General features: G+C 60.5%; 28 protein-coding genes and 1 tRNA gene. 17 read left to right on the top strand and 12 right to left on the bottom strand.

Features of this window, described 5'->3' with window-relative positions:
- Positions 1-26 precede the first annotated feature (26 nt).
- The 7 genes from KY494_RS16635 to KY494_RS16605 are packed head-to-tail and all read left to right on the top strand — an operon-like array spanning position 27 to position 3,695.
- A complete protein-coding gene (locus KY494_RS16635) occupies positions 27-302 on the top strand; it encodes a hypothetical protein (protein WP_219887552.1) in 276 nt (91 codons plus the stop codon).
- Complete coding sequence (locus KY494_RS16630; protein ID WP_219887551.1) at positions 299-805, top strand: hypothetical protein; 507 nt, start codon at positions 299-301, stop codon at positions 803-805. Before KY494_RS16635 ends, KY494_RS16630 begins: the two co-directional genes overlap by 4 nt.
- On the top strand, positions 802-1,407 hold the full coding sequence (locus tag KY494_RS16625; protein ID WP_219887550.1) for a hypothetical protein: 606 nt from the start codon (positions 802-804) through the stop codon (positions 1,405-1,407). The genes KY494_RS16630 and KY494_RS16625 overlap by 4 nt, the downstream gene beginning before the upstream one ends.
- Positions 1,404-1,670 (top strand): hypothetical protein, encoded by a 267-nt coding sequence (locus tag KY494_RS16620; RefSeq protein WP_076565303.1) that lies wholly within the window; start codon positions 1,404-1,406, stop codon positions 1,668-1,670. The genes KY494_RS16625 and KY494_RS16620 overlap by 4 nt, the downstream gene beginning before the upstream one ends.
- Positions 1,667-2,122 (top strand): hypothetical protein, encoded by a 456-nt coding sequence (locus KY494_RS16615; RefSeq protein ID WP_219887549.1) that lies wholly within the window; start codon positions 1,667-1,669, stop codon positions 2,120-2,122. The genes KY494_RS16620 and KY494_RS16615 overlap by 4 nt, the downstream gene beginning before the upstream one ends.
- Complete coding sequence (locus KY494_RS16610; protein WP_219887548.1) at positions 2,119-2,436, top strand: hypothetical protein; 318 nt, start codon at positions 2,119-2,121, stop codon at positions 2,434-2,436. The genes KY494_RS16615 and KY494_RS16610 overlap by 4 nt, the downstream gene beginning before the upstream one ends.
- Positions 2,433-3,695, top strand: coding sequence for an AAA family ATPase (locus KY494_RS16605; RefSeq protein ID WP_258194276.1), 1,263 nt, complete (start codon positions 2,433-2,435; stop codon positions 3,693-3,695). The genes KY494_RS16610 and KY494_RS16605 overlap by 4 nt, the downstream gene beginning before the upstream one ends.
- Before the next feature lie 174 nt (positions 3,696-3,869).
- On the opposite strand, the gene KY494_RS16600 is transcribed toward KY494_RS16605, so the two are convergent.
- The 7 genes from KY494_RS16600 to petA all read right to left on the bottom strand — a co-directional run bounded on the left by KY494_RS16600 (position 3,870) and on the right by petA (position 9,502).
- Positions 3,870-4,913, bottom strand: a complete 1,044-nt coding sequence (locus KY494_RS16600) for a virulence RhuM family protein (protein ID WP_219887547.1) — start codon at positions 4,911-4,913, stop codon at positions 3,870-3,872.
- Between the two features lie 190 nt (positions 4,914-5,103).
- Positions 5,104-5,179 (bottom strand) — tRNA-Thr (locus KY494_RS16595).
- A gap of 26 nt (positions 5,180-5,205) precedes the next feature.
- Complete coding sequence (locus tag KY494_RS16590; RefSeq protein ID WP_071079859.1) at positions 5,206-5,718, bottom strand: ClpXP protease specificity-enhancing factor; 513 nt, start codon at positions 5,716-5,718, stop codon at positions 5,206-5,208.
- A gap of 227 nt (positions 5,719-5,945) precedes the next feature.
- Positions 5,946-6,557 (bottom strand): glutathione S-transferase N-terminal domain-containing protein, encoded by a 612-nt coding sequence (locus KY494_RS16585; protein ID WP_010394154.1) that lies wholly within the window; start codon positions 6,555-6,557, stop codon positions 5,946-5,948.
- Positions 6,558-6,677: 120 nt separating this feature from the next.
- On the bottom strand, positions 6,678-7,442 hold the full coding sequence (locus KY494_RS16580) for a cytochrome c1 (RefSeq protein WP_219887546.1): 765 nt from the start codon (positions 7,440-7,442) through the stop codon (positions 6,678-6,680).
- Between the two features lie 36 nt (positions 7,443-7,478).
- The gene (locus KY494_RS16575; protein ID WP_219133973.1) at positions 7,479-8,891 is read right to left on the bottom strand and encodes a cytochrome bc complex cytochrome b subunit; all 1,413 of its coding nucleotides are present in this window, start codon (positions 8,889-8,891) and stop codon (positions 7,479-7,481) included.
- A 2-nt stretch (positions 8,892-8,893) separates the two neighbouring features.
- Positions 8,894-9,502 carry a ubiquinol-cytochrome c reductase iron-sulfur subunit gene (gene petA, locus KY494_RS16570; protein ID WP_219887545.1) on the bottom strand — a complete coding sequence of 203 codons (609 nt, stop codon included), beginning with the start codon at positions 9,500-9,502 and terminating at the stop codon, positions 8,894-8,896.
- Between the two features lie 412 nt (positions 9,503-9,914).
- On the opposite strand from petA, the gene mscL reads away from it, so the two are divergent.
- The 5 genes from mscL (at position 9,915) to KY494_RS16545 (ending at position 13,749) form a co-directional block, all read left to right on the top strand.
- Positions 9,915-10,364: a large conductance mechanosensitive channel protein MscL gene (gene mscL, locus KY494_RS16565; RefSeq protein ID WP_070223752.1), complete on the top strand. Its 450-nt coding sequence runs from the start codon at positions 9,915-9,917 to the stop codon at positions 10,362-10,364.
- Between the two features lie 39 nt (positions 10,365-10,403).
- Positions 10,404-11,564: a Do family serine endopeptidase gene (locus tag KY494_RS16560; protein ID WP_219133972.1), complete on the top strand. Its 1,161-nt coding sequence runs from the start codon at positions 10,404-10,406 to the stop codon at positions 11,562-11,564.
- Between the two features lie 21 nt (positions 11,565-11,585).
- Complete coding sequence (locus tag KY494_RS16555) at positions 11,586-12,278, top strand: DUF2461 domain-containing protein (RefSeq protein ID WP_219887544.1); 693 nt, start codon at positions 11,586-11,588, stop codon at positions 12,276-12,278.
- Between the two features lie 15 nt (positions 12,279-12,293).
- Entirely contained in the window at positions 12,294-12,638 is a 345-nt protein-coding gene (locus KY494_RS16550) for a cupin domain-containing protein (protein WP_258194275.1), read from the top strand.
- 115 nt (positions 12,639-12,753) lie between these two features.
- Positions 12,754-13,749 (top strand): IS481 family transposase, encoded by a 996-nt coding sequence (locus tag KY494_RS16545; RefSeq protein WP_219887543.1) that lies wholly within the window; start codon positions 12,754-12,756, stop codon positions 13,747-13,749.
- A gap of 131 nt (positions 13,750-13,880) precedes the next feature.
- On the opposite strand, the gene KY494_RS16540 is transcribed toward KY494_RS16545, so the two are convergent.
- The 5 genes from KY494_RS16540 to KY494_RS16520 all read right to left on the bottom strand — a co-directional run bounded on the left by KY494_RS16540 (position 13,881) and on the right by KY494_RS16520 (position 16,944).
- A complete protein-coding gene (locus tag KY494_RS16540; RefSeq protein ID WP_219887542.1) occupies positions 13,881-14,921 on the bottom strand; it encodes an NAD(P)H-dependent glycerol-3-phosphate dehydrogenase in 1,041 nt (346 codons plus the stop codon).
- Between the two features lie 36 nt (positions 14,922-14,957).
- Positions 14,958-15,419 (bottom strand): SH3 domain-containing protein, encoded by a 462-nt coding sequence (locus tag KY494_RS16535; protein ID WP_219887541.1) that lies wholly within the window; start codon positions 15,417-15,419, stop codon positions 14,958-14,960.
- A 180-nt stretch (positions 15,420-15,599) separates the two neighbouring features.
- Entirely contained in the window at positions 15,600-16,073 is a 474-nt protein-coding gene (gene secB, locus KY494_RS16530; RefSeq protein ID WP_010394167.1) for a protein-export chaperone SecB, read from the bottom strand.
- 160 nt (positions 16,074-16,233) lie between these two features.
- The gene (gene grxC / locus KY494_RS16525) at positions 16,234-16,500 is read right to left on the bottom strand and encodes a glutaredoxin 3 (protein WP_034783579.1); all 267 of its coding nucleotides are present in this window, start codon (positions 16,498-16,500) and stop codon (positions 16,234-16,236) included.
- A gap of 27 nt (positions 16,501-16,527) precedes the next feature.
- Positions 16,528-16,944, bottom strand: coding sequence for a rhodanese-like domain-containing protein (locus KY494_RS16520; RefSeq protein WP_071079850.1), 417 nt, complete (start codon positions 16,942-16,944; stop codon positions 16,528-16,530).
- Between the two features lie 106 nt (positions 16,945-17,050).
- On the opposite strand from KY494_RS16520, the gene gpmA reads away from it, so the two are divergent.
- The 5 genes from gpmA to gspG all read left to right on the top strand — a co-directional run bounded on the left by gpmA (position 17,051) and on the right by gspG (position 22,181).
- Positions 17,051-17,797 carry a 2,3-diphosphoglycerate-dependent phosphoglycerate mutase gene (gene gpmA / locus KY494_RS16515; protein WP_219133966.1) on the top strand — a complete coding sequence of 249 codons (747 nt, stop codon included), beginning with the start codon at positions 17,051-17,053 and terminating at the stop codon, positions 17,795-17,797.
- A gap of 76 nt (positions 17,798-17,873) precedes the next feature.
- The gene (locus tag KY494_RS16510) at positions 17,874-19,337 is read left to right on the top strand and encodes a murein hydrolase activator EnvC (RefSeq protein ID WP_219891620.1); all 1,464 of its coding nucleotides are present in this window, start codon (positions 17,874-17,876) and stop codon (positions 19,335-19,337) included.
- Between the two features lie 34 nt (positions 19,338-19,371).
- A complete protein-coding gene (locus KY494_RS16505) occupies positions 19,372-20,865 on the top strand; it encodes a S41 family peptidase (RefSeq protein ID WP_219133965.1) in 1,494 nt (497 codons plus the stop codon).
- Between the two features lie 8 nt (positions 20,866-20,873).
- Complete coding sequence (locus tag KY494_RS16500) at positions 20,874-21,635, top strand: molybdopterin-synthase adenylyltransferase MoeB (RefSeq protein WP_219887540.1); 762 nt, start codon at positions 20,874-20,876, stop codon at positions 21,633-21,635.
- 93 nt (positions 21,636-21,728) lie between these two features.
- Positions 21,729-22,181 carry a type II secretion system major pseudopilin GspG gene (gene gspG, locus KY494_RS16495; RefSeq protein ID WP_219887539.1) on the top strand — a complete coding sequence of 151 codons (453 nt, stop codon included), beginning with the start codon at positions 21,729-21,731 and terminating at the stop codon, positions 22,179-22,181.
- Positions 22,182-22,185 lie beyond the last annotated feature (4 nt).

Here is a 22,185-nt window from a genome sequence, read left to right as displayed (position 1 = left end):
TTCTAGACCACACACCGGAGGCAACTATGCCAGGCACCACCACACCCCAACATATCCCATCAGCAGCTACGGCCCTGTCCGTCGACCAGCTCTATCAAACCGCGTTCTACAACGGCCGCACTCCGCGCAGCCAGGAATACAAGGCCGGCGCACGCATGGCGCTTGAGCACCGCATCGAGCGCAAGGACTTCGACATTCCGTATCAGGTGGGCACGGCCGCCGCTGATGCTTTCTTTGCTGGCATCGAGGAAGGCAAGACCATCTGGCGTACTGCTGTAGCAAAGATTGGCGGTGCAGCATGAACGCCGTGAATAGCCAGGCGGTGGCCATCACCGTCGACCAGCTCTTTTCCGCCGCGTTCAGCGCCAGCCGCGACCCGCGCTCAGGCGAATACATGGACGGCGCCCGGGCAGCGCTTGCCTACCGCATCGAAGGCGCGCGCATCGGCCAGCCGTACCAGGTCGGCACCGCGGCGGCTGACGCCTTCGCATCTGGCATCGCAGAGGGGCACGCCATCTGGCGCCGCGCCAGCGGCCAGCCGGTGACAGCGGACGGCGACTATGTGGGCGGCCTGCGTATCATCGGCCAGCTCGCCGCCGACATCGAGGCGCAAGCAGACGACATCGAGATACTGCTGGCAGCACTGTTCGACAAGCTGGACGCGCTGACCGACCTGGCGCCGACCGCCGCTGATGCCGTCGCCGCCATCAACTGCTTCGCCACCTGTGCGCCGCGCAATGCCGCCCTCATCGGTGAGGGCCAAGCCAACATTGCCGCCCTGGTCGCGGAAGGCGGTGCAGCATGAGCTCCCGTAAATCACACAACCCAGCGCCAGCCGACGCAGGCCCGACGCCTGAGCAGCTGCTGGCCGCCGGCAGCGCCACCGCCACCGACTGGCTGCTGCACAACGCTGGCCGCGCCCGGCCGATATCGGCGGCGGTATGCCGCGCGCTGCGGCTGGCCGACATGGTGCTGACGCACGAAGCATCGCCGGCCTTTCCTGACATGCTGGCCGCGTGGGAGCAGGGTTTCGACTCGACCCTGCGCGCGGCGGCGCCAGCAAGCGCCAGCCACGGCCACACGGCGGCGCCCACCACCTCAGTATTCGAAGACCGGTTTGAGCAATTCACCGACCGGCTCATGGCCGCCCACGTCGGCGCCGCGCCGCTGATGCGCGACCTCAACAGGGTGGCGACCATCAGCGCCGGCTTGGGCACGGTGCTGCGCATCGTCGCCGGTAACGTGGTGGCGCAGGACAATTTCAATCCGGACGACCCCGACAGCGCGCCGCCGCTCAGCCAGGGCGCCGTATGCAACCTGGTGGCGATGGTTGCTGCCGTGTGCGAGCAGATGAGCGATAGCGTATGCGACCGTGCTGACTGGTACAAAGAGCAGGTGCCAGCATGAGCGCCACGCCACCGAAACCACCACGGACACGCAAGGTCGCCAGGCCCGTGCTATTGCGGCCGCCGGTTACGCTGGTGCCAGCGACGCTCAGCCGCGAAGAGCAACTGATGATTGACCGCTACCGCGCGACGGCCCCGAAGTGGCGCGACGATATCGTGGACTTTGCCAACATGGTCGCCAAAATGTACCCGCTGGAAAAGCCAACCACCGCGCCGGCCAGCATCCGCCTGGTTGCTGACAACGAAGACCGGGGACCAAAATGAGCGCCGCATACATGCCGCCAAACGGCGATACCGCAGAACCACTGTACGACGTTCTCACCGAAAGCGGCGAAGTCCTGGCCATGGACCTGACGCTTGATGCCGCGCACCAGCTGGCCGGCGAGCATCGGGCCTCGGCGGATTGCCCCGCCTACCGCGAGATATCCATCCGCTCGGTGCGTATTCGCCACCAGAGCGAGCGGCAAGCAGCCAGCCGGTACCAGCTCCCCGAGCCGCCGGAAGTCGGGCCGCCGCCGGCACTGGTTTATGGTGGTGGAACTCTTGGCCTTGAGGATGCCAGCAAGGTAACGATTCAAGCGCGCGCGCCTGCCGGCCTGGTGAGCATGAAGCTTGAGCAGGCGCTGCGCTACATTGACCACTTCGCCGAACCTGGCCGCACTCGCATCCTGCTAGTGCTGCCCAATCACTTTGACATGCCCGGCGGTGCAGCATGAGCACCTTGGCGGAATTGGCGCGCATCCGCGCCGAGTATGGCCTGGCGCCGGTAGGCGGCGTGCTGTGGCTTGGCATGGGCATGCTGCCGCCCAAGCGCAACGCCATCGAAATCGACCCGGCCAACTTGCCGACGCCGCTGGAATGCCGCGCGGTGGCGGGCCTGGACGTGGTGCTGCTGTTTCCTGGCACGCTGACCAGGTACGGCGCGCTGCGCACGCTGGCCGACCGGCTGTATCAAGCCCGGCCTCAGCGTTTGCTCTTGGTCGACAGTGACCACCATCGCACGGCGTTTTTGAAGTTGGCGAAAGCATGATGGCGGACAATCATATCGGCGACCAGATGGGCGGCTTTACCTTGAGCAAGGAGGACGAGGCGGCACGCTTGGCGCGCATCCAGTTGGCGCAGGCCGGCGAGACCGCGCGACCCTTCGACCGGTCCATGCAGCGCGGCGAACGTGTGGTGAAAATCCGGTGCGGCGCCGACATCAAGCCATTGCCCATCACCTGGCTGTGGCCCGGCTGGGTGCCGGCCGGGAAGTTGACCATCCTGGCTGGCGCCGCCGGTACCGGCAAAACTACGCTCGCCCTGGCGCTGGCCGCCGTGCTGACCGCTGGCGGACGCTGGCCAGATGGCAGCCAGTGCAAGCAGCTGGGAAACGTGCTGATTTGGTCGAGCGAGGACGTGGCCGACGATACGCTGGTGCCGCGCCTGATTGCCTCCGGTGCCGACCTGGCGCGCTGCCACTTCATTGAGGGTATTGCTCAGGACGGGGAAAGCGCGCCGTTCGACCCGTCACAAGATATCGCCGACCTGCGCCGCGCGGTCGACGCCATCGGCGGCGTGAGCCTGCTGCTGATAGACCCGATTGTGTCAGTCGTCGCCGGTGACATGCACCGGGCCAACGACGTGCGCCGCAGCCTGCAGGCGGTGGTGGACTTCGCCGACGCCCACGGCTGCGCGGTCATCGGCATCACGCACTTTGCCAAGGGCGGCGCCGGGAAAGCACCGCAGGACCGCGTTATCGGCTCGCAGGCATTCGGCGCCCTGGCGCGCATGGTGCTGGTGACGGCCAAGGAGGAGGGCAGCAACCGGCGTGTGATGGCCAGGGCGAAGTCGAACATCGCGCCGGACGATGGCGGCGTGGCGTACTCGCTCGACCTGGTGACCATTGCTGGCGGCATCGAGGCGACGCATGCGGTATGGGAGGGTGTCATTGAGGGCACGGCGCGGGAAATCTTGGGCGACGTTGAGCACGACGACAACGGGGAAGCTGGCGAAGGCCGCCGCGACCTGGAGCGGATGCTGGTGGACCTGCTGACCGAGAACGGCGGCCAGATGCCGGCCAAGCAGGTCAAGGCGGAAGTGAGTGACGCAGGGTATTCATGGACGGCCGCAAACAATGCGAAGGCCAAGGCCGGTATCGAATCTGCGAAGGAGCCGGGCAGCAAGTCGGGCGGATGGAACTGGTATTTGCCGAGCAAGTCGCCGACAACAATCCACAAGAATCCGGAAGAATCAGAAGAATCCGCAGAAAAAAGTACGGATTCTTCTGATTCTTGTACGGATTCTTGAGCGAAGACCGCCAAAAGTCACGAAGACGGCCACGTAAATAGTGTGGCGGTCTTCGGCGAAAGTGGCGGTCTTCGTGGTGGTGTTCCGGGGAAGGCTCGCAGCGTCGCAGATTAAGGGGCCTGCACCAGTGGCGTGCTTCGCCGAGTGCCAGGTGCAGCATTCGTATCTGATGCCCTAATTCTTCGGCGGAGGAATTTGTCCCTCTATCATTATTTCGTTCACGACCTTATCAAAGTCGGATGTGAACTCTTTGTCTTGTATCGTGCGGAATTTAGCAAATTCAGCCTCGGCAAGCTTCTTAGCTGCATCGGCCGAGACGTGGCCGGCGCCATCCAAGACCTCGTACTCATTGAATTTCAGAAAGTCGTCGAGCTTTTTTGTCCAAGCCTCCATCGTCATCGCCTTTTGACGTTCCGCCATGCCTTCTGCGAAATCGAGATATTGCGACACCAAGCGGTTCATGTTTCTCAGTTCGGACTCGCTAAGGTAGTTTTTGGCGACTGAAATATCCGTCTTAAGAATTTTCCCACCGGTTTTCTCATTCTTCCAAGCGGTCAGTCCCATGTTGGGCTTGTCAGCATCAGAACGCAACTTGACCAATTCGGAAGCGGTGTGCCCATGGATGGCAAAATGGAACTTGTTTTGCACCGTTGCATAGAATACTTGGGTGATTTGCGCATGCTTGTCATAGTCGATGCTGCATTGCGCATATAGGTCCGTGATTTTCTGGTAGAAGCGGCGCTCTGATGCCCGAATCTCCCTGATGCGTTCAAGCAGTTCGTCGAAGTAGTCTTTGCCGAACAACTTGCTACCTTGCTTTAATCTATCGTCATTTAGCGCGAAGCCTTTGACCAAATATTCCTTGAGGACGGCCGTTGCCCATATTCTGAAGGTAGTTGCTTGAACAGAATTTACTCGATATCCGACAGAAATTATCATGTCGAGATTGTAAAAATCGAGCTCTCTATTTACCTGCCGAGTCCCCTCTTGACGAACTACTCGAATTTTTCGAGTAGTTCGAATCTCCGCAAGCTCATTGCTTTCATACACATTTTTGACGTGGTAGCCAATGGTGTTCTCTTCTACACCGAAAATTTCAGCCATCCCTTTGAGCGTTGTCCAGACCGTTTCATCACCCAAGATGACTTGCACTTTTACATTGCCATCAGACGCAGCGTAGAACAAAAATTGAGATGTGTTTTCGACATCGTTGTCCATGGTATCTGTTCCCGGTTGATTTTTTTACATGGTACGGCAAGCTTGCCTTGGATGCGCTCACGTTTTGACGGCCAACCGCGATTTTCCAAATCGGGTTACACAGTGGTTACATGGCGACCCGGTATCGAGTGCGTATGAAAAAAGGGTTACAAGCTGAAAGCCGTAACCCTTTGATTTTTATACTAAATTCTGGTGCCGACTGCCGGTTTCGAACTGGCCACCTGATGATTACAAATCAACTGCTCTACCAAATGAGCTAAGTCGGCAAAAACTGTGCGTTGCGAATTATACGCTATTTAATTCGTGTCAGGGTCGGGCGGCCGCCTTTTTTTGGTGGCTCGTCGTCGCCGGGCGTGGCGTTGTCGCGTTGTTCGGGGGAACTGGTCGGCACGGACGACAGGGTCGGGGCGCTGGAGACCGGGGCCAGCGCTGGCGGTGGCAGGTCGGCCGAGGCCGGGCTGTCCGTCGGTTGCGCGTCCGGGTCATCGTTGCCCAGCACGGGCTCGAAGGCCATGCCCTGGCCGTTTTCGTTGGCGTAGATGGCCATCACGTTGTCGACAGGCACGTAGATTTCGCGCGAGACTCCGCCAAAGCGGGCGTGGAAGCGGACGGCGTCGTTGTCCATCTTCAGGCCGCTGGTGGCGCCGAAGCTGATGTTGAGCACGATTTCGCCCTTTTTCACGTATTCCATCGGTACCGTGGTGCGCGAATCGACTTTGACCGCGAGATAAGGCGTGTAGCCGCTATCGGTGCACCACTCATAGATGGCGCGCAGCATATAAGGTTTGGTTGAGATTTCAGACATGGTAGGCACTGTGAGGCGGGAGCGCCCCCATCAAGCATGAGGCGGGCGCACCGGTAGTTCAAAAGACTGGGACAGCGCAAAAAACAACTTTAACACATGGCCCAAGATGCCCCAGAAAGCGTAGCGAGCAAGTCCGATATCGGCTTCAGTAACGCAGCCGTACTTTAAGTACGGCGAGTAACGCCAAGTCGAGAGCGGGCTGCGCAGTAGCTTTATGGGGATATCTTTTAGCGGCGCATCACTTTCTCGGATGGCGTCAGCGCTTCGATGTACGCAGGACGCGAGAAGATGCGTTCGGCGTATTTCATCAGCGGCGCGGCCGTCTTCGACAGTTCGATGCCGTAGTGGTCCAGGCGCCACAGCAGCGGCGCGACAGCCACGTCGAGCATCGAGAATTCGTCGCCCAGCATGTACTTGTTTTTCAGGAACAGCGGCGCCAGGGTCGTCAGGCGGTCGCGGATTTCCGCGCGTGCCTTGTCGTGGGCCTTGTCGTTGCTCTTGGCGCGTTCGCTTTCCAGCACGTGCACGTGCACGAACAGTTCTTTTTCGAAATTGAACAGCATCAGGCGCGCGCGGGCACGCATCAGCGGATCGGCCGGCATCAGTTGCGGATGCGGGAAGCGCTCATCGATGTACTCGTTGATGATGTTCGATTCATACAGGATCAGTTCGCGCTCGACCAGGATAGGCACCTGGCCATACGGGTTCATGGTCGAAATGTCTTCCGGTTTGTTGAACAGGTCGACGTCGCGCACTTCGAAGTCCATGCCTTTTTCAAACAGGACCAGGCGGCAGCGTTGCGAAAATGGGCAGGTTGTACCCGAATAGAGAACCATCATTTTTTATAGTTCCTTAGAAACAAAGGGGGTGAAGCCGCGAACGGCTCACCCCAGGTCGCTTGTCCACTCATGCGGACAACGCAGAAACAGGCATAAACCGGCCTATGGCCGGCGCCTCACTTATTTGACTTCCTTCCAGAACGACGCGTTAAGGCGCCATGCCAGCAGAGCGAAGACCGACAGGAACAGCAGCACCCATACGCCCAGGCGTTTGCGTGTTTGCTGTGCCGGTTCGGCCATCCACTCCATGTAGCCGACCAGGTCGGCTACCGCATTGTCATACTCGATCTTGTTCAACGTGCCGGGCTTGACCTGCTCGAAGCCTGCAAATTTGTGGATCTTCTTGCTGGGCTCGTGGGGATCTGTCTCTTCCACGAACTTGGCAGTCTGGACACCTTGCAATTCCCATAATACATGCGGCATGGCAACATTCGGCACGACCATGTTGTTCCAGCCGGTCGGCCGAGTGTCGTCTTTATAGAACGTACGCAGGTAAGTATACAGGTAGTCGCCGCCAGTGCCAGCGGAAGATGATTTCGCACGCGAAATTACCGACAAATCCGGCGGTACGACGCCAAAGAAGGCCTTGGCGTCCTGCGGTGCCAGGCTGGTCGTCATCAAGTCGCCGACTTTATCGCCTGAGAACAACAGATTCTGCTTGATCTGGTCTTCCGTCAAACCCAGGTCGCGCAGGCGGTTGTAGCGCATCGACACGGCGGCGTGGCAATTCAAGCAATAGTTGACGAACAATTTGGCGCCGTGTTGCAGCGCCGCCATGTTGGTCTGGCGGTCAGGTGCCTTGTCCAGCGGAAAGCCGCCTTCGCTGGCGAGAGCCATGGCGGGCACGAGTGCCAGGATGGCGAGCAGTTTTTTTGCAATCTTCATATGATGTATGTCCTTTGAGCGTGGCGTGAGAGCGGCTTAGTGCGGGTGAAACGTCACACGCGACGGCACGGTCTTGAACTTGCCCATGGCACTCCACCATGGCATCAGCAGGAAGAAGCTGAAGTAAATCAGGGTGCACACTTGCGACACGATGGTTTTCGCATCCGTTGGCGCCTGGGTACCGAGGTAGCCGAGGATCAGGAACGACAGGCCGAAGATGGCGTACACATATTTGTGCCAGCTCGGACGGTAGCGGATCGATTTCACGGGCGAATGGTCGAGCCATGGCAGGAAGGCCAGGATCACGACGGAACCGCCGAAGAACACCACGCCCCAGAATTTCGCATCGAGCACCTGCGGCAGCATGCCGATGATGGCGACGATGGCGATGCCGGCGATGGCCGACTTGACGGTCGTCGACAGGCGCGATTTGAGCCAGATGAACACCACGTAGGCCGCCACGGCACCCATCAGCACGTACATGAAGTCGGCCGTGGTGGCACGCAGCACCGAGTAGAACGGCGTGAAGTACCAGGTTGGCGCGATGTGCAGCGGGGTCTTCAGCGAATCGCCGGGCAGGAAGTTGTTGTATTCCAGGAAGTAACCGCCCATTTCCGGCGCGAAGAACACAACGGCGCTGAAAATGACGAGGAAGATCGATACGCCGAACAGGTCGTGCACGGTGTAGTATGGATGCGAAGGGATCGAATCGACCGGGTGGCCGTCGGCGCCCAGGTTTTCCTTCACTTCGATGCCGTCCGGATTGCTCGAACCGACTTCATGCAGGGCGATCAAGTGCGCTGCAACCAAGCCCAGCAGTACCAGCGGGATGGCGATCACGTGGAAGGCGAAGAAGCGGTTCAGGGTCGCGTCGGAGACGACATAGTCGCCGCGGATCCACAACGACAGGTCAGGGCCGATGAACGGGATGGCGCCAAACAGGTTGACGATCACTTGCGCGCCCCAGTACGACATCTGGCCCCATGGCAGCAGGTAGCCGAAGAACGCTTCGGCCATCAGGCACAGGAAGATGGCGAAACCGAACAGCCAGATCAGCTCACGCGGCTTGCGGTACGAACCGTACAGCAGGGCGCGCGTCATGTGCAGGTAGACGATGATGAAGAAGGCCGAGGCGCCCGTCGAGTGCATGTAGCGCACCAGCCAGCCCCACGGTACTTCGCGCATGATGTACTCGACGGAATTGAAGGCCAGGGCCGCATCCGGTTTGTAATGCATGGTCAGGAAGATGCCGGTGACGATCTGCAAGACCAGCACCAGCATGGCCAGCGAGCCGAAGATGTACCAGAAATTGAAGTTTTTCGGGGCGTAGTATTTGCCCCATTGGTCGTTCCACAGCTTGGTCAGGGGAAAGCGGTCATCGACCCAGCCCAGCGCTTTTTCGGCGACGGGAGCGTCTGCCGGGAACTTCGTTTCTTTGAAAGCAGCCATGATCAAGCCTCGCCTTTCTCGTCTTTACCTATCAGCAATTTGGTGTCGCTCAGGTACATATGGCGCGGCACTTGCAGGTTGTCCGGCGCCGGCTTGTTCTTGAACACGCGGCCGGCCATGTCGAAGGTGGAGCCGTGGCAAGGGCACAGGAAGCCGCCTTCCCAGTCATCGGGCAGCGACGGTTGCGGGCCGGGGGTAAATTTCGAGGAAGGGGAGCAGCCCAGGTGGGTGCAGATGCCGACGGCGACGAGAATTTCAGGCTTGATCGAGCGTGCTTCGTTCATGCAGTATTCGGGTGTGAATTCGGCGGGATTGCGTTGTGAATTGGCATCGGCGACTTTGCCGTCGGTCTTTTTCAGGGACGCGATCATTTCCGGCGTGCGCTTCAGAATCCAGACCGGCTTGCCGCGCCATTCGACGGTGCGCATTTCGCCGGGTTGCAAGGTGGTGATGTCTACTTCGACGGGCGCGCCAGCCGCTTTCGCGCGCTCCGACGGCTGGAAGGTGCTTACCAAGGCTCCCGCGGTTGCCAATCCAACTACACTGCCCGCCGCGCACGTGGCGACGAGCAAGCCGCGACGGCCTGAATCGACCTGCTTTTCGTTACTCATGCAAACCCCAATCAGTCAAAATGCGAATCTTTATTATGAGTGGCAGCCGCGAAAAACCCGTCGCCGAAGCTCTTTCCCACTGATTGCCGCAACCCGCGTCTTTGCGCGGTAAAGTGGCAACATCCCTGCGGAACTTCGGCCAATGGCGCAGCCCGTGCCAGTTTCTTGTTGATTATCCGGAAGTGAAAAATCCACTTCTGGCAACCGCAAATTATAAGTGAAGCAAACAACGAATAGAACAAAAACGTTGCTTGTACCATAATTTATATACTTTTGCAGGAGGTGGCTAGTTCTTTCGAACTAGATGCGCCCGGCTGTGCACGAATTGGTCTCGCCAACAACCACAAGTTGGTGGCACTGGGAATCAATAGTATGATCGGCATGTTTTTATATCTATCCGAAGGAGAAATTCATGGCAATGATGAAGGAATTTAAAGAATTTGCAATGAAAGGCAACGTCGTCGATCTGGCGGTCGGTGTCATCATCGGCGGCGCCTTCGGCAAGATTGTCGATTCCCTGGTGCAAGACGTGATCATGCCGCCCATCGGCCGCATTTTCGGCGGCCTCGATTTCGCCAATTACTACCTGCCCCTGAATGGCCAGGCCACGACAATGACGCTGGTGGAAGCCAAAAAGGCGGGCGCCGTGCTGGCCTACGGTAACTTTCTGACCATTTTGCTTAACTTTATCATTCTTGCCTTTATCATCTTCCAGATGGTGCGCCTGATGAACAAGGCCCGCCGCAGCGAACCGGTCGCGCCGGCACCGGCGCCGGCCACGCCGGAAGACATCGTGCTGCTGCGCGAAATCCGCGACTCCCTGCAGCAGAACGCACGCAACAGCAACAATCTGGCAAAATAAGTCGTTCCGGCACCGGCCGGCTGACCTGGGCAGAGAACTATGCGACGATTCTGGTTATTGTTTGCGCAAACCGTGACGATCGCGTTGGCGCTGTACTTTGTGTACGGTGCGCTGCGCCCGGCCAGCCGGGTACAGCAACTAGGCTCCCCCGCCAAGCCGGTGCCCGTGGTGGAAACGGCGTCGAGCAGCCTGGCGCCCGGTTCCTACCGCGACGCGGCGGCGCGCGCCATGCCCGCCGTCGTCAACATCCTCACCCTGCAAGTGCCCAAGCGCGGCGCCCATCCGCTGGCGCGCGATCCCTTCTTCAAACGTTTCTTCGGCGACCGCGACCCGGACGGCGAGGATGGCGAGGACTTGAAAAACAGCCTCGGCTCGGGCGTCATCGTCAGCCATGAAGGCTATGTGCTGACCAACAACCATGTGGTCGAAGGCGCCGACGAAATCGAAGTGGTGCTCACCGATGGCCGCAAGGCGCCGGCCAAGGTGGTGGGCCTGGACCCGGAAACGGACCTGGCCGTTATCAAGATCAACCTCGACAAGTTGCCCGTCATCGTGCTGGGCCAGTCGGAGCTGGCACGCGTGGGCGATGTGGTGCTGGCCATCGGCAACCCGTTCGGCGTGGGCCAGACGGTGACCATGGGCATCATCTCCGCCCTGGGCCGCAACAACCTGCACATCAACAGCTTTGAAAACTTCATCCAGACGGATGCGGCCATCAACTTCGGCAACTCGGGCGGCGCCCTGGTCGATACGCGCGGCAACTTGATCGGCATCAATACGGCGATTTACTCGCAAAGTGGCGGTTCCGTCGGCATCGGCTTCGCCATTCCCGTCTCGACGGCCAAGACGGTGATGGAAGCCATCATCAAGGACGGCCACGTGGTGCGCGGCTGGATCGGCGTGGAAACGCAGGACATCACGCCCGAGCTGGCGCAAAGCTTCAACCTGCAGCGCACCAGCGGCGCCATCATCGCCGGCGTGGTGCGCAACGGCCCGGCCGACAAGGCGGGCATCGTGCCCGGCGACATCCTGCTGACGGTGGAAGGCAAGCCCGTCGGCGACACGACGGAAATGCTGAACCTGATCGCCCAACTGCCGCCCGGCGGAAAAGCTAAAATGACGGTGCTGCGCAAGAATCGCGAAGCGGCGCTCGACGTGCTGGTGGGCAAGCGCCCCCTCCCGAAAGAGCTTTCCAAATAGTTGCTGATCGGAATTTGACACATGCATGTGCGTGATTTGACCCAATTTTTACGTGAACTGAGCGACAACAACAACCGTCCCTGGTTTGTCATGAACAAGCCCCGCTACGACATCCTGCGCGAGGAATTCCTCGCCGTGGTGACGTCGCTGATCGGCGAGCTGGGCAAGTTCGATCCGGCCGTGAAGTACTGCAATCCGAAGAAGGCCTTGTTCCGCATCAACCGCGACGTGCGTTTCGCGCACGACAAGAGCCCGTATAAAACGCGTTTTTCGGCCGCCATCGCGCCGAACGACATGCGCCGCCCCAGCAAGGCGGGCGGTCCCACGTATTATCTGCAGATCGATGGCCAGGGCAAGCTGCTGTTCGGCGCCGGCGAATACATGCCGCCGCCGGGTCGCCTGAAGGCGCTGCGCGAGCATATGCTCAACGACGCGCCAGGTTTTTCCAAAGTGCTGAAAAATAAGCGTTTAAAGGCCCGTTTCGGCACGATTCAGAACGAGGGCAAGTTGCAGCGCCCGCCCAAGGGGTTTGACGCGGATGCCGAACATATCGAATTCATCAAGCTGAAGAGCTTTTTTGTCTGGACCGAAATACCGCTGCCCGTCAACGAACCGGAAAAACTGCTGCCGACCCTGGCGGAAGGCTTGAAGGATGCGTGGCCGCTGGTCGAGTGGATGCGCGGCGCGAAAGAGCCGGAGGAAGTCACCGAGTAATTGCCGAAGGAGCACATGATGGCGCTGGAGCACGCAAGTTCAGGACAGGTGATCGAGGTACTGCGCAGGGACGGCGACGACCTCTCGCAGTTTTCCGCCATCGCGCTGGCCAAAACGGATGAGCTGGAATTGATCCGCATGTGCATGCCCAAGGGCAAGACCATGCCCGAGCATCATGTGCTCGGTGAAATCACCCTGCTGTGCCTGCAAGGGCAGGTGGCGGTGCAAGCGCATGGCGGCGTGCACCTGCTGGGGCCGGGGCAGATGCTGTATCTGCACGGCGGCCAGGCGCACGCGCTGGAAGCGCGCGAAGACAGTTTATTGCTGCTGACGATCTTGATGGCCAAGGCGGGGCGCTAGGAACACCTAACTGTTTAGAATTGGGTGATCATATTCCTATTCGCAGCTTGCCCTACTTCAAAGCCAGGCGCCTGTTGAGTACACTGTTGATTCCTGTCACCTCACCGCCAGCGCCATGACCCAAGCCCTTCACAGCCGAGCCCGCACCACCCACCTGATCCGGGAAGAAATCCGCAACTCGACACTGCCCCAACGGGAGCTTGCCGAGCGCTATAACGTGAGCCGCCTGACGATCCGTAAATGGCAGAACCGCGACAGCGCCGAGGACCGTTCGCACCGGCCCCACACCATGCATACGACGCTGACGCCAGCGCAGGAACTGGTCGTCATCGCGCTACGCACCACCTTGCTTTTGCCCACCGACGACTTGCTGGCGGTGGCGCGTGAGTTCGTCAACCCGGCGCTTTCGCGTGGCGCCCTGGGCCGCTGCTTGCGGCGCCATGGTGTCTCCAGTTTGCTTAAAATGGCCGCACTCGAAGACGACAAACCGGTTACCAAAAAGTCGTTCAAGGACTACGAGCCGGGCTTTTTACATATGGATATCAAGTACTTACCGCAGATGCTCGATGAAACCGAACGCCGTTACCTGTTCGTCGCCATTGACCGCGCCACACGCTGGGTCTTCATGGAAATCTATGCCAACCAGTCCGACAGCAGCAGTACCGACTTCCTGCTCAAACTGAAAAATGCTTGCCCGATCACCATCGTCAAACTACTCACTGACAACGGCAGCCAGTTCACCGACCGTTTTACCAGCAAGAAAAAAGACCCTGTCAGCGGCGACCGTATCCCGAGCGGCAAGCATGTCTTTGACGTGCTGTGCAAGCAATTGGTGATCGAACATCGATTGATTCCGCCGCGTCACCCGCAAACCAACGGCATGGTCGAACGCTTCAATGGCCGTATCAGCGAGGTCGTCAACCAGACTCGTTTCGGCTCCCGGGCCGAACTGGAATCGACGCTGCGCAATTACCTGAAAATCTACAACCACAACATTCCCCAGCGCGCCTTGGATAACGCAACACCGATTCAGGCGATGAAGAAATGGCAGGAGAAAAAGCCGGAATTATTCGTTAAACGCGTATATAACCAGGCCGGTCTTGACACCTAACCAAACCTACTGCGCGGCGCGATTTGCGGCCTCCGATGCTCACTGTGCATTCGCACAGCTCCGCTTCTCAGCCACAACTCACTGCCGCTCGCGACGGTTTTGTTAGGCGTTATTGGTACTCGTAAACATGGTTAGGCCGCCTCGGCGCGCGGATCGCGCGACAGCAACTGCTGCACCATCACGTGCGGCAAATCGCCATCGAACAGCACGCCGGCCACCGCGTTGGTGATCGGCATGTCGACGCCCATGCGGCGCGCCAGTTCGCGCACAGCCTTGGCGCACGGCACACCTTCGGCCACGTGACCGAGTTCGGCCACGATGGTGGCCAGCGCCTTGCCTTGTGCCAGGCCCAGGCCGACCCGGCGGTTGCGCGACAGGTCGCCCGTGCACGTTAAAATCAGGTCGCCCATGCCCGTCAGCCCCATGAACGTTTCCGTTTGGCCACCCAAGGCCGTGCCCAGGCGCGTGATTTCCGCCAGGCCACGCGTGATCAGCGCGGCGCGCGCATTCAAGCCCAGGCCCAGGCCGTCGGCCACGCCGGTGGCGATCGCCAGTACGTTTTTCACGGCGCCGCCCACTTCCACGCCCACCAGGTCATCGCTCGCATACACGCGGATGGTGCCGCCATGCAAGGCCGAGACCACGGCGCCGCGCAAGGCGGCGCTGTGCGAGGCGATGGTCAGCGCGCACGGCAAGCCGCGCGCCACTTCCTGCGCGAACGAGGGGCCGGACAGGGCGCCGCCGGGGATCTTGTCGCCCAGCACTTCCTGCACGATCTGGTGCGGCAGCAGGCCCGTGCCGCCTTCAAAGCCTTTACAGAGCCACACCAGGTTGCCGGTGGCCTTGTCTTTCAGTTGATGCAGCATCGGCCGCAGGCCCGCCACGGGGCAGGCGGCGATCAGGAGGCCCTGTTCCCCGCTGGCATGCGCGACGGCGGCGTCGAAATCGGCGCTAATGCGCAGTTGCGGCGGTAAGGTAAAACCGGGCAAATAACTGTTTTCGCCGCTGGCGGCCATGGCGGCCATGGCCTCGCCATTGCGGCCCCACAGCAGCACGTCGTGGCGGCCGGCCAGGGCCATGGCCACGGCCGTGCCCCAGGCGCCGGCACCCAGGATGGTGATCTTGCGAACGGCGGGAATACTATCGGGAGTGACTTCAGGGGAAACTTGCATGCAACCTCAACGGGGCAGGGGAAACGGGCGCGGTGCTTACAAGCCCCACACTTCGCTGGTCTTGACGTAGCCGCTCTGGCCATCCTTGTGGCGCACCTTGACCCAGCCGGAACTCGGCTGCTCGCTCATTTCCAGCAGCACGCCCTTGTCGACGAGGAGGATGGCGGAGGCGGTGTCATCGGGGCTGGCGCGAACCTTGAGGTTCGCGGCACGCGCCACGACGTTGCGCTTGGCCGACAGGCCCTTGGCTTCCGTCCAGGCCATTTCGCCGCTGGCGTCGCGGACCTTGACCCATTCGCCATAGCTGAGCACGACTTCCAGCGGCATGCCGCGTGGCGCCACGTACAGCTTGCCGCCCTTGGAGGACGGCGCGTCATACAGGATCACGGGATTTGCTCCCACCGTTTTGAAATCGACGGCGTGGCTGGCGGCGGTGGCCAGCAGCAGCACGGCGCCGGCGATCCAGCGGAACTTGCTCAAGAGCGCACTTTTCAACATGATATTTTGAACCTTAACGAAACACGGCGGCCAGGCCGCCGTTTCTTACCTGCAGTATAGAACACTCACAAAACCGTCGCGAGCGGCAGTGCATTGTGGCCGAGAAGCGCAGCTGTGCTAGAGCACAGCGAGCATCGCAGGCCGCAAGGCGCGCCGCGCAGCAGGTTTGGTGAGATGTTCTTAGTGCGTTTCGCTGGCTGCTGGAGCTGCGGCAGCGGCGTCAGCAATAGCTTGCAGACGTTGTTGGTAGAACACTTCGAAGTTGATCTCGGCCAGGTGCACTGGCGGGAAGCCGGCACGGGTGATCACGTCGGCGATGTTGGCGCGCAGGTAAGGGTAGATGATGTTCGGGCAGCCGATTCCCAGCAGCGGATCGAGTTGATCTGCAGGAATGTTGCGTGCTTCGAAGATACCGGCTTGCTTGCCTTCAACCAGGAAAGCGACTTTATCGCCGACTTTGGCGGTGACGGTGATGGTCACGGTGGCTTCGAAGATGCCGTCGGCCAGAGGCGCGGCGCCCACGTCCAGAGCGACTTCGATCGCTGGTGCTTCTTGTTCCAGGAAAATAGCTGGGGAATTTGGTTGTTCCAGCGACATGTCTTTCAGGTAGACGCGTTGGATTTGGAAGACTGGTTGCAGATTTTCGTCAGACATGGAACGCTTTCGTTGTAAGGGACAAGAACGGCACACCGTTCAAATATGGTGCTTGCGGTATGTAAACCGCGCCGGATAGGCGCGGCCAGATCAGGTGCGAGGGCAATTGTATCAAAACAATACGACAAAAAACCAAGCAATTTCTCGAACCCGCTTTATATCAGGCTGCCGTGCCATTTAACAAGGGGTCCAGCTTGCCGGCTTGATCGAGCGCATACAAATCGTCGAAACCACCCACGTGGGTATCGCCCACATAGATCTGCGGCACCGTGCGGCGGCCCGTGCGTTCCATCATCTTGATGCGCTCTTCCGGGTCGAGGTCGACGCGGATCTTTTGCACGGTCACGCCCTTGGCTTCCAACAGGCGCTCGGCGCGCACGCAATACGGGCACACGGCGGTGCTATACACAATTACGGGGACGGTCATGATGATTCCTTCTAGTTAAATGCCGGCTTATTTCGCCAGCGACAGGGTTTTCAAGGGCAAACCCTGCTTTTTCCATTCGTCGATACCGCCTTCCAGGCTCGTTGCCTCGGCGAAACCGGCTTTGCCCAGCAGGCCAACGGCCGTTGCCGAACGCGAACCTTTCTGGCAAACCACTACAATGGGGCGCGTTTTGAATTTTTCCAGCTCGCCCAGGCGTTTTGCCAGTTCCGGCAGCGGCATATTTTTTGCGTCAGGCAAGTGGCCCGTGGCGAACTCTTCCGCGCTGCGCACGTCGACAATGATGGTCTTGCCGCGGTTGATCAGCTGCGTGACTTCCAGTACGGTCGCGCGCTTGCCGCGCATCGACAGCAGTGGCCAGAGGAGGGCGCCGCCGGAAATAATGACGATGGCAAACAGAAAAATGTGGTCGATAATGAATTTCACGTAGGGTCCAATGGTTTAAGTCAATCCGCGCATTATAAAATAGAAGCTGGACGAGGTCTTTTTACGTTTTGCTTTTTTGATTTGAACCCCTTGAGAAGATAGAACTATGTACAAAATCGTTTTCATGCGTCACGGCGAGTCCACCTGGAACCTCGATAACCGCTTCACCGGCTGGACCGACGTCGATCTGACGGAAAAGGGCGTCAACGAAGCCAGGGCCGCCGGCCAGATCCTCAAGCAGGAAGGTTTTACGTTCGACGTGGCCTACACTTCCGTCCTGAAGCGCGCCATCCGCACCCTGTGGCTGGCGCTCGACGAGATGGACATGATGTATTTGCCCATCAAGAACGACTGGCGCTTGAACGAACGCCACTACGGCGCCCTGCAAGGCCTGGACAAGGGCGAGACGGCCGCCAAGTATGGCGACGAGCAAGTATTGGTGTGGCGCCGCAGCTATGACACGCCGCCGCCGCCGCTGGCGGAAGACGACGACCGCGCCTCGTTCAACGACCCGCGCTACGCCGGCTTGCCGAAAGCGGCTATCCCGCTGACCGAATGCCTGAAAGACACTGTGGCGCGCGTGATGCCGTCCTGGGATGAAGAAATCGCTCCGGCCATCCGCGCCGGCAAGAAAATCATCATTTCGGCCCACGGCAACAGCCTGCGCGCGCTGATCAAGATGCTCGATGGCATCAGCGACAGCGATATCGTCGGCCTGAACATCCCGAACGGCCAGCCGCTCGTGTATGAGCTGGACGCCGACCTGAAACCGATCCGTCATTACTACCTGGGCGACCCGGCAGCGATTGCGGCAGCGCAAGCGGCCGTGGCGAACCAAGGGAAGGCCAAGTAACTTGTTGTCTTTCTTCCGCGGCACAGCGATCGCCCCCTCTGCTGAACGACCCCTGCCGGCGTGGCGCGCCGGTGCCATGCTGTGCGCAGCGCTGCTGTTCTCCAGCGGTGCCGCACAGGGTGCCAAGCCCACCGAACGCAGCAAGCAGAAAGCGGCCGCGGAAGCACAACGTGCTGGATTGCAACAAAAGCTGACGGCGCTCAAGCGCGACATCAGCCGCACGGAAACCGCCAAGGATGACGCGGCCGACACCCTGGCCGAGTCGGAAGAGGCCATTTCCAATGCCAACCGCGCCTTGCGCGACCTGGCGCAGGAGCAAAGCGAGACGGGCGTGAAACTCAATGCGCTGGGGCAAGAGCACCGGCAACTGACGGTCACGGTCGACAAGCAGAAGGCGCAGCTGTCAAAGTTGCTGCGTGAACAATATGTCGCCGGCAACGAAGACCGCATCAAGCTGCTCTTGTCGGGCGACAATCCGAACCGCATCAACCGCGACTTGCAATTGATGGCGTATGTGTCGCAGGCGCAGGCGCGCCTGCTGGATGCCTTGCGCGCCAACTTGCTTGCCGTGGAGAAAAACCAGGCGGACGTGCAGAACGCCAAGGACGAGCTGGAAGAAATCGCGCAGGAAGAGCGCGACCAGAAGGCCCTGCTGGTACAGGAAAAGGCGCGCCGCGCCGCCTTGCTGACGAGCTTGTCGCAGCGCCTGGTGGCGCAGCGCAAGGAAGTGGGCAATGTCGAGCGCGACGAACAGCGCATGGGTAGCCTGGTCGACAAGCTGGCGAAACTGATCGAAGAGCAGGCCGCCGCCGCTGCGGCCGAAAAGAAACGCCAGCAATTGCTGGCCGAGCAGCGCGCCGCCGCGAAAGCGGCCGCCGACGCCAGGATCGCCGCGGAAAAACGCGAACGCTTGCTGGCCGCGCGCGCCAAGTCCGCCCAGGTGCAGGCCGAACGCGAACGCCTGGCGAAAGAGCAACAAAACAAATCGGGCAAGATCAAGCCGCAAACGCCGCCACCGCCGCCCGTGAAGCTGGAACCGATCGACGACGACGAGCCGCCGCAGGTGGCCAAGGTGACGCCCAAGCCCGAGCCCAAGCCGGAACCGGAGCCGGAACGCCCGAGCCTGGGCCCGGCCGCGCCGGCCGGCGCCTTTGCCAGCATGAAAGGGCAGCTGCGCGCCCCCGTGGCGGGCAAGATCGCCGCCCGCTTCGGCAGCAAGCGCGGTGACGGCCCCAGCTGGAAGGGCGTGTTCATCCGCACGGGCGAAGGCAGCGAAATCCACGCCATCGCCGGCGGCCGGGTCGTGTTTTCCGACTGGCTGCGCGGTTTCGGCAATTTGATCATCGTCGACCATGGCGGCCAGTACATGAGTATTTATGGCAATAACCAATCCTTGCTGAAACGCGTGGGCGACGCCGTCAAGGGCGGCGAGGCCATTGCCAGCGCGGGCAACAGCGGCGGCAACGAGGAATCAGGGCTATACTTTGAATTGCGTCATCAGGGCCGCGCCTTCGATCCAGCCACCTGGGTGAAGTTTTAAGTTCCCCAGCGAATTTGTAGATTGCGAAGAATACATGCGTATCAAAGTTAAAAGTATCGGCCTGATCGGTCTGGGCGTCATGGCAGGCATCGGCATGTCGCTGCAGTTCCCGGCCGTGGCGCAGAAAATCACGAATGCCCCGCTGCCGCTCGACGAGCTGCGTCAGTTGTCGGACGTCTTCGGCCTGATCAAGACCGATTACGTCGAGAAGGTGGAAGACAAGAAACTCTTGACGGAAGCCATTTCCGGCATGGTCTCGTCGCTCGATCCGCATTCCGTGTATCTCGACAAGAATGCCTTCAAGGAAATGCGCGAAAGCGTGCAAGGCAAGTTTGTCGGCATCGGCATCGAAGTGAGCATGGAAGACGGCTACGTAAAAGTCGTCTCGCCCATCGAGGACAGCCCGGCCGCCAAGGCCGGCATCCTGGCGGGCGACCTGATCACCCGCCTCGACAACATCCCGCTGAAAGGCTTGCAGCTGGAGGACGTCATCAAGAAGATGCGCGGCCAGCCCGGCAGCAAGCTGGTGCTGACGATGTCGCGCAAGGGCGAAAGCAAGCCGCTGGTCTTCCCCATCGTGCGCGAGGAAATCCGCGTGCAAAGCGTGAAGGCCAAGATGGTCGCGCCCGGCTATGCCTGGCTGCGCATCGCCCAGTTCCAGGAACCGACCGTCGATGACATGGTCAAAAAGATCAACGCGCTGTATGCGCAAGACCCCAAGCTCAAGGGCTTGGTGCTGGACTTGCGCAACGATCCCGGTGGCGTCGTGCCGGGCGCCATCGGCGTGGCGACGGCATTTCTGCCTGGCAACTCCATCATCGTCTCGACCAAGGGCCAGTTGCCGGAGTCGAAGCAAGTGTTTTATGGCCGCCGCGAATTCTATGCGCCGCCGGGCGCCAAGGCCGATCCGCTGGCCAAGCTGCCGGCCGCGCTGAAAACCGTGCCGCTGGTGGTGCTGGTCAATGCCGGCTCCGCTTCCGCCTCGGAAATCGTCGCCGGCGCCTTGCAGGATTACCAGCGCGCCACCGTCATCGGCACGCAAACGTTCGGCAAGGGTTCCGTGCAAACCTTGCGCCAGATCACGGCCGATACGGCCGTCAAGCTGACGACGGCCCGCTACTACACGCCGAAAGGCCGCGCCATCCAGGCGCGCGGCATCGTGCCCGACTTGCTGGTCGATGAAACGGCCGAAGGCGATGGCTGGAACAGCCTGCGCGTGCGCGAGGCGGACCTGGAAAAACACCTGAGCAGCGACGATGGCAAGCCGGAAGCGGCCAAGCCGACCATGGAAGGCATGCAAGATCAATTGGAAGAAGAGCAGCGCCTGATCGCCACGGCGAAAAAGCGCAAGCCGCTCGAATACGGCGCCAAGGATGATTTCCAGCTGCAGCAAGCCTTGAACCACTTCCAGGGCTTGCCGGTGCAGCTGGCCAAGGTGGACCCGAAAGCGGAGAAGATCGGCGCCAAGCCGGAAATCGCTTCCGACATCAAGGCCGATGACAAGAAGATTCCGGTGCGCAAACCGTAGTCGCCGCCATGAACGACGCCCAACTGCTGCGCTACTCGCGCCACATCCTGCTTGATCAGATCGGTATCGAAGGCCAGCAAGCCTTGCTCGATGCGCATGTGCTGGTGATCGGCGCGGGCGGGCTCGGCTCGCCGGCCGCCATGTATCTGGCCGCCAGCGGCGTCGGCAAGCTGACCCTCGTCGATGACGACACGGTCGACCTGACCAACCTGCAGCGCCAGATCGCCCACACCACGCAGCGCGTGGGCCAGCCGAAAGTGCTGTCGGCGCGTGAAACCTTGACCGGCATCAATCCCGAGATTGAAATAATTGCTTTGCAGGAGCGCCTCGATGGCGCGCGCCTGGCCGAACTGGTCTGCTCCGCCACGGTAGTGCTCGATTGCACCGACAACTTCGCCACGCGCCACGCCGTCAACCGCGCCTGCGTGGCCGGCAAGGTGCCGCTGGTGTCGGGCGCCGTGATCCGTTTCGACGGGCAAGTGAGCGTGTTCGACCCGCGCACGGGCACCCAGCCATGTTATTCCTGCCTGTTCCCGCAGGAACAGCAGTTCACGGACGAGGCGTGCTCGAGCATGGGCGTGTTCGCGCCGCTGGTGGGCGTGGTGGGCGCCATGCAGGCGGCCGAGGCGCTGAAACTCATCATGGGCGTGGGCGAATCGCTGGCCGGACGGCTGCTGCTGCTCGACGGTTTGCACATGGAATGGAGCAGCATGCGCGTCGCGCGCGACCCCGGCTGCGCCGTTTGCGGTGTAGTGGTCTTGCCGCTCTGAGTCGCCCCGCACAAATTTTTCCCCATATGACAGGCTTTGTCATATTTCCGCTTTATACTCTGCTCTCATTACTCACCTTCTTCTCTCTTTCATATGCAAAACGCAGCAAACCATCCGATACGCCAGCGCCGCGCGCGCGGCTTCACTTTGATCGAAATCATGGTCGTGGTGGTGATCATGGGCATCCTCGCTTCGCTGGTGGTGCCCAAGCTGATCGCCCGCACGGGCGAGTCGAAAGTGGCGGCGGCGAAAGTCGACATCGCCACCGTGATGCAAGCCTTGAAACTGTACCGCCTGGATAACCAGCGCTACCCGACCACCGAGCAGGGCTTGCATGCGCTGATCGAAAAACCGACGACGGGACCGGCCGCAAATGGCTGGAAAGCGGGCGGCTACCTGGAAAAGATGCCGAAAGATCCATGGGGCAATCCTTACCAGTACCTGTCGCCGGGCGTGAAGGGCGAAGTTGACATCATTTCGCTGGGCGCCGATGGCCAGCCTGGCGGTAGCGGCGATGATGCCGATATCGGCTCCTGGGAACTGTAAGTTT

This window comes from Janthinobacterium sp. PAMC25594, from assembly GCF_019443505.1.
Classification (GTDB): domain Bacteria; phylum Pseudomonadota; class Gammaproteobacteria; order Burkholderiales; family Burkholderiaceae_D; genus Janthinobacterium.
Note: the sequence above shows the minus strand (reverse complement) of the source record. Positions and strands in the feature narration are given on the sequence as shown.

Excerpts from the sequence above, each read along its gene's own strand:
- KY494_RS16590 (WP_071079859.1), bottom strand. The coding sequence starts at position 5,718 with ATGTCTGAAATCTCAACCAAACCTTATATGCTGCGCGCCATCTATGAG.
- KY494_RS16550 (WP_258194275.1), top strand. The coding sequence starts at position 12,294 with ATGATGGCGCTGGAGCACGCAAGTTCAGGACAGGTGATCGAGGTACTG.
- KY494_RS16620 (WP_076565303.1), top strand. The coding sequence starts at position 1,404 with ATGAGCGCCACGCCACCGAAACCACCACGGACACGCAAGGTCGCCAGG.
- KY494_RS16555 (WP_219887544.1), top strand. The coding sequence starts at position 11,586 with ATGCATGTGCGTGATTTGACCCAATTTTTACGTGAACTGAGCGACAAC.
- KY494_RS16535 (WP_219887541.1), bottom strand. The coding sequence starts at position 15,419 with ATGTTGAAAAGTGCGCTCTTGAGCAAGTTCCGCTGGATCGCCGGCGCC.
- KY494_RS16510 (WP_219891620.1), top strand. The coding sequence starts at position 17,874 with ATGCTGTGCGCAGCGCTGCTGTTCTCCAGCGGTGCCGCACAGGGTGCC.
- gpmA (WP_219133966.1), top strand. The coding sequence starts at position 17,051 with ATGTACAAAATCGTTTTCATGCGTCACGGCGAGTCCACCTGGAACCTC.
- KY494_RS16630 (WP_219887551.1), top strand. The coding sequence starts at position 299 with ATGAACGCCGTGAATAGCCAGGCGGTGGCCATCACCGTCGACCAGCTC.
- KY494_RS16610 (WP_219887548.1), top strand. The coding sequence starts at position 2,119 with ATGAGCACCTTGGCGGAATTGGCGCGCATCCGCGCCGAGTATGGCCTG.
- mscL (WP_070223752.1), top strand. The coding sequence starts at position 9,915 with ATGGCAATGATGAAGGAATTTAAAGAATTTGCAATGAAAGGCAACGTC.
- KY494_RS16575 (WP_219133973.1), bottom strand. The coding sequence starts at position 8,891 with ATGGCTGCTTTCAAAGAAACGAAGTTCCCGGCAGACGCTCCCGTCGCC.
- KY494_RS16585 (WP_010394154.1), bottom strand. The coding sequence starts at position 6,557 with ATGATGGTTCTCTATTCGGGTACAACCTGCCCATTTTCGCAACGCTGC.
- KY494_RS16540 (WP_219887542.1), bottom strand. The coding sequence starts at position 14,921 with ATGCAAGTTTCCCCTGAAGTCACTCCCGATAGTATTCCCGCCGTTCGC.
- KY494_RS16500 (WP_219887540.1), top strand. The coding sequence starts at position 20,874 with ATGAACGACGCCCAACTGCTGCGCTACTCGCGCCACATCCTGCTTGAT.
- KY494_RS16635 (WP_219887552.1), top strand. The coding sequence starts at position 27 with ATGCCAGGCACCACCACACCCCAACATATCCCATCAGCAGCTACGGCC.
- KY494_RS16605 (WP_258194276.1), top strand. The coding sequence starts at position 2,433 with ATGATGGCGGACAATCATATCGGCGACCAGATGGGCGGCTTTACCTTG.
- KY494_RS16580 (WP_219887546.1), bottom strand. The coding sequence starts at position 7,442 with ATGAAGATTGCAAAAAAACTGCTCGCCATCCTGGCACTCGTGCCCGCC.
- grxC (WP_034783579.1), bottom strand. The coding sequence starts at position 16,500 with ATGACCGTCCCCGTAATTGTGTATAGCACCGCCGTGTGCCCGTATTGC.
- petA (WP_219887545.1), bottom strand. The coding sequence starts at position 9,502 with ATGAGTAACGAAAAGCAGGTCGATTCAGGCCGTCGCGGCTTGCTCGTC.
- KY494_RS16545 (WP_219887543.1), top strand. The coding sequence starts at position 12,754 with ATGACCCAAGCCCTTCACAGCCGAGCCCGCACCACCCACCTGATCCGG.
- KY494_RS16615 (WP_219887549.1), top strand. The coding sequence starts at position 1,667 with ATGAGCGCCGCATACATGCCGCCAAACGGCGATACCGCAGAACCACTG.
- gspG (WP_219887539.1), top strand. The coding sequence starts at position 21,729 with ATGCAAAACGCAGCAAACCATCCGATACGCCAGCGCCGCGCGCGCGGC.
- KY494_RS16625 (WP_219887550.1), top strand. The coding sequence starts at position 802 with ATGAGCTCCCGTAAATCACACAACCCAGCGCCAGCCGACGCAGGCCCG.
- KY494_RS16600 (WP_219887547.1), bottom strand. The coding sequence starts at position 4,913 with ATGGACAACGATGTCGAAAACACATCTCAATTTTTGTTCTACGCTGCG.
- KY494_RS16560 (WP_219133972.1), top strand. The coding sequence starts at position 10,404 with ATGCGACGATTCTGGTTATTGTTTGCGCAAACCGTGACGATCGCGTTG.
- KY494_RS16505 (WP_219133965.1), top strand. The coding sequence starts at position 19,372 with ATGCGTATCAAAGTTAAAAGTATCGGCCTGATCGGTCTGGGCGTCATG.
- secB (WP_010394167.1), bottom strand. The coding sequence starts at position 16,073 with ATGTCTGACGAAAATCTGCAACCAGTCTTCCAAATCCAACGCGTCTAC.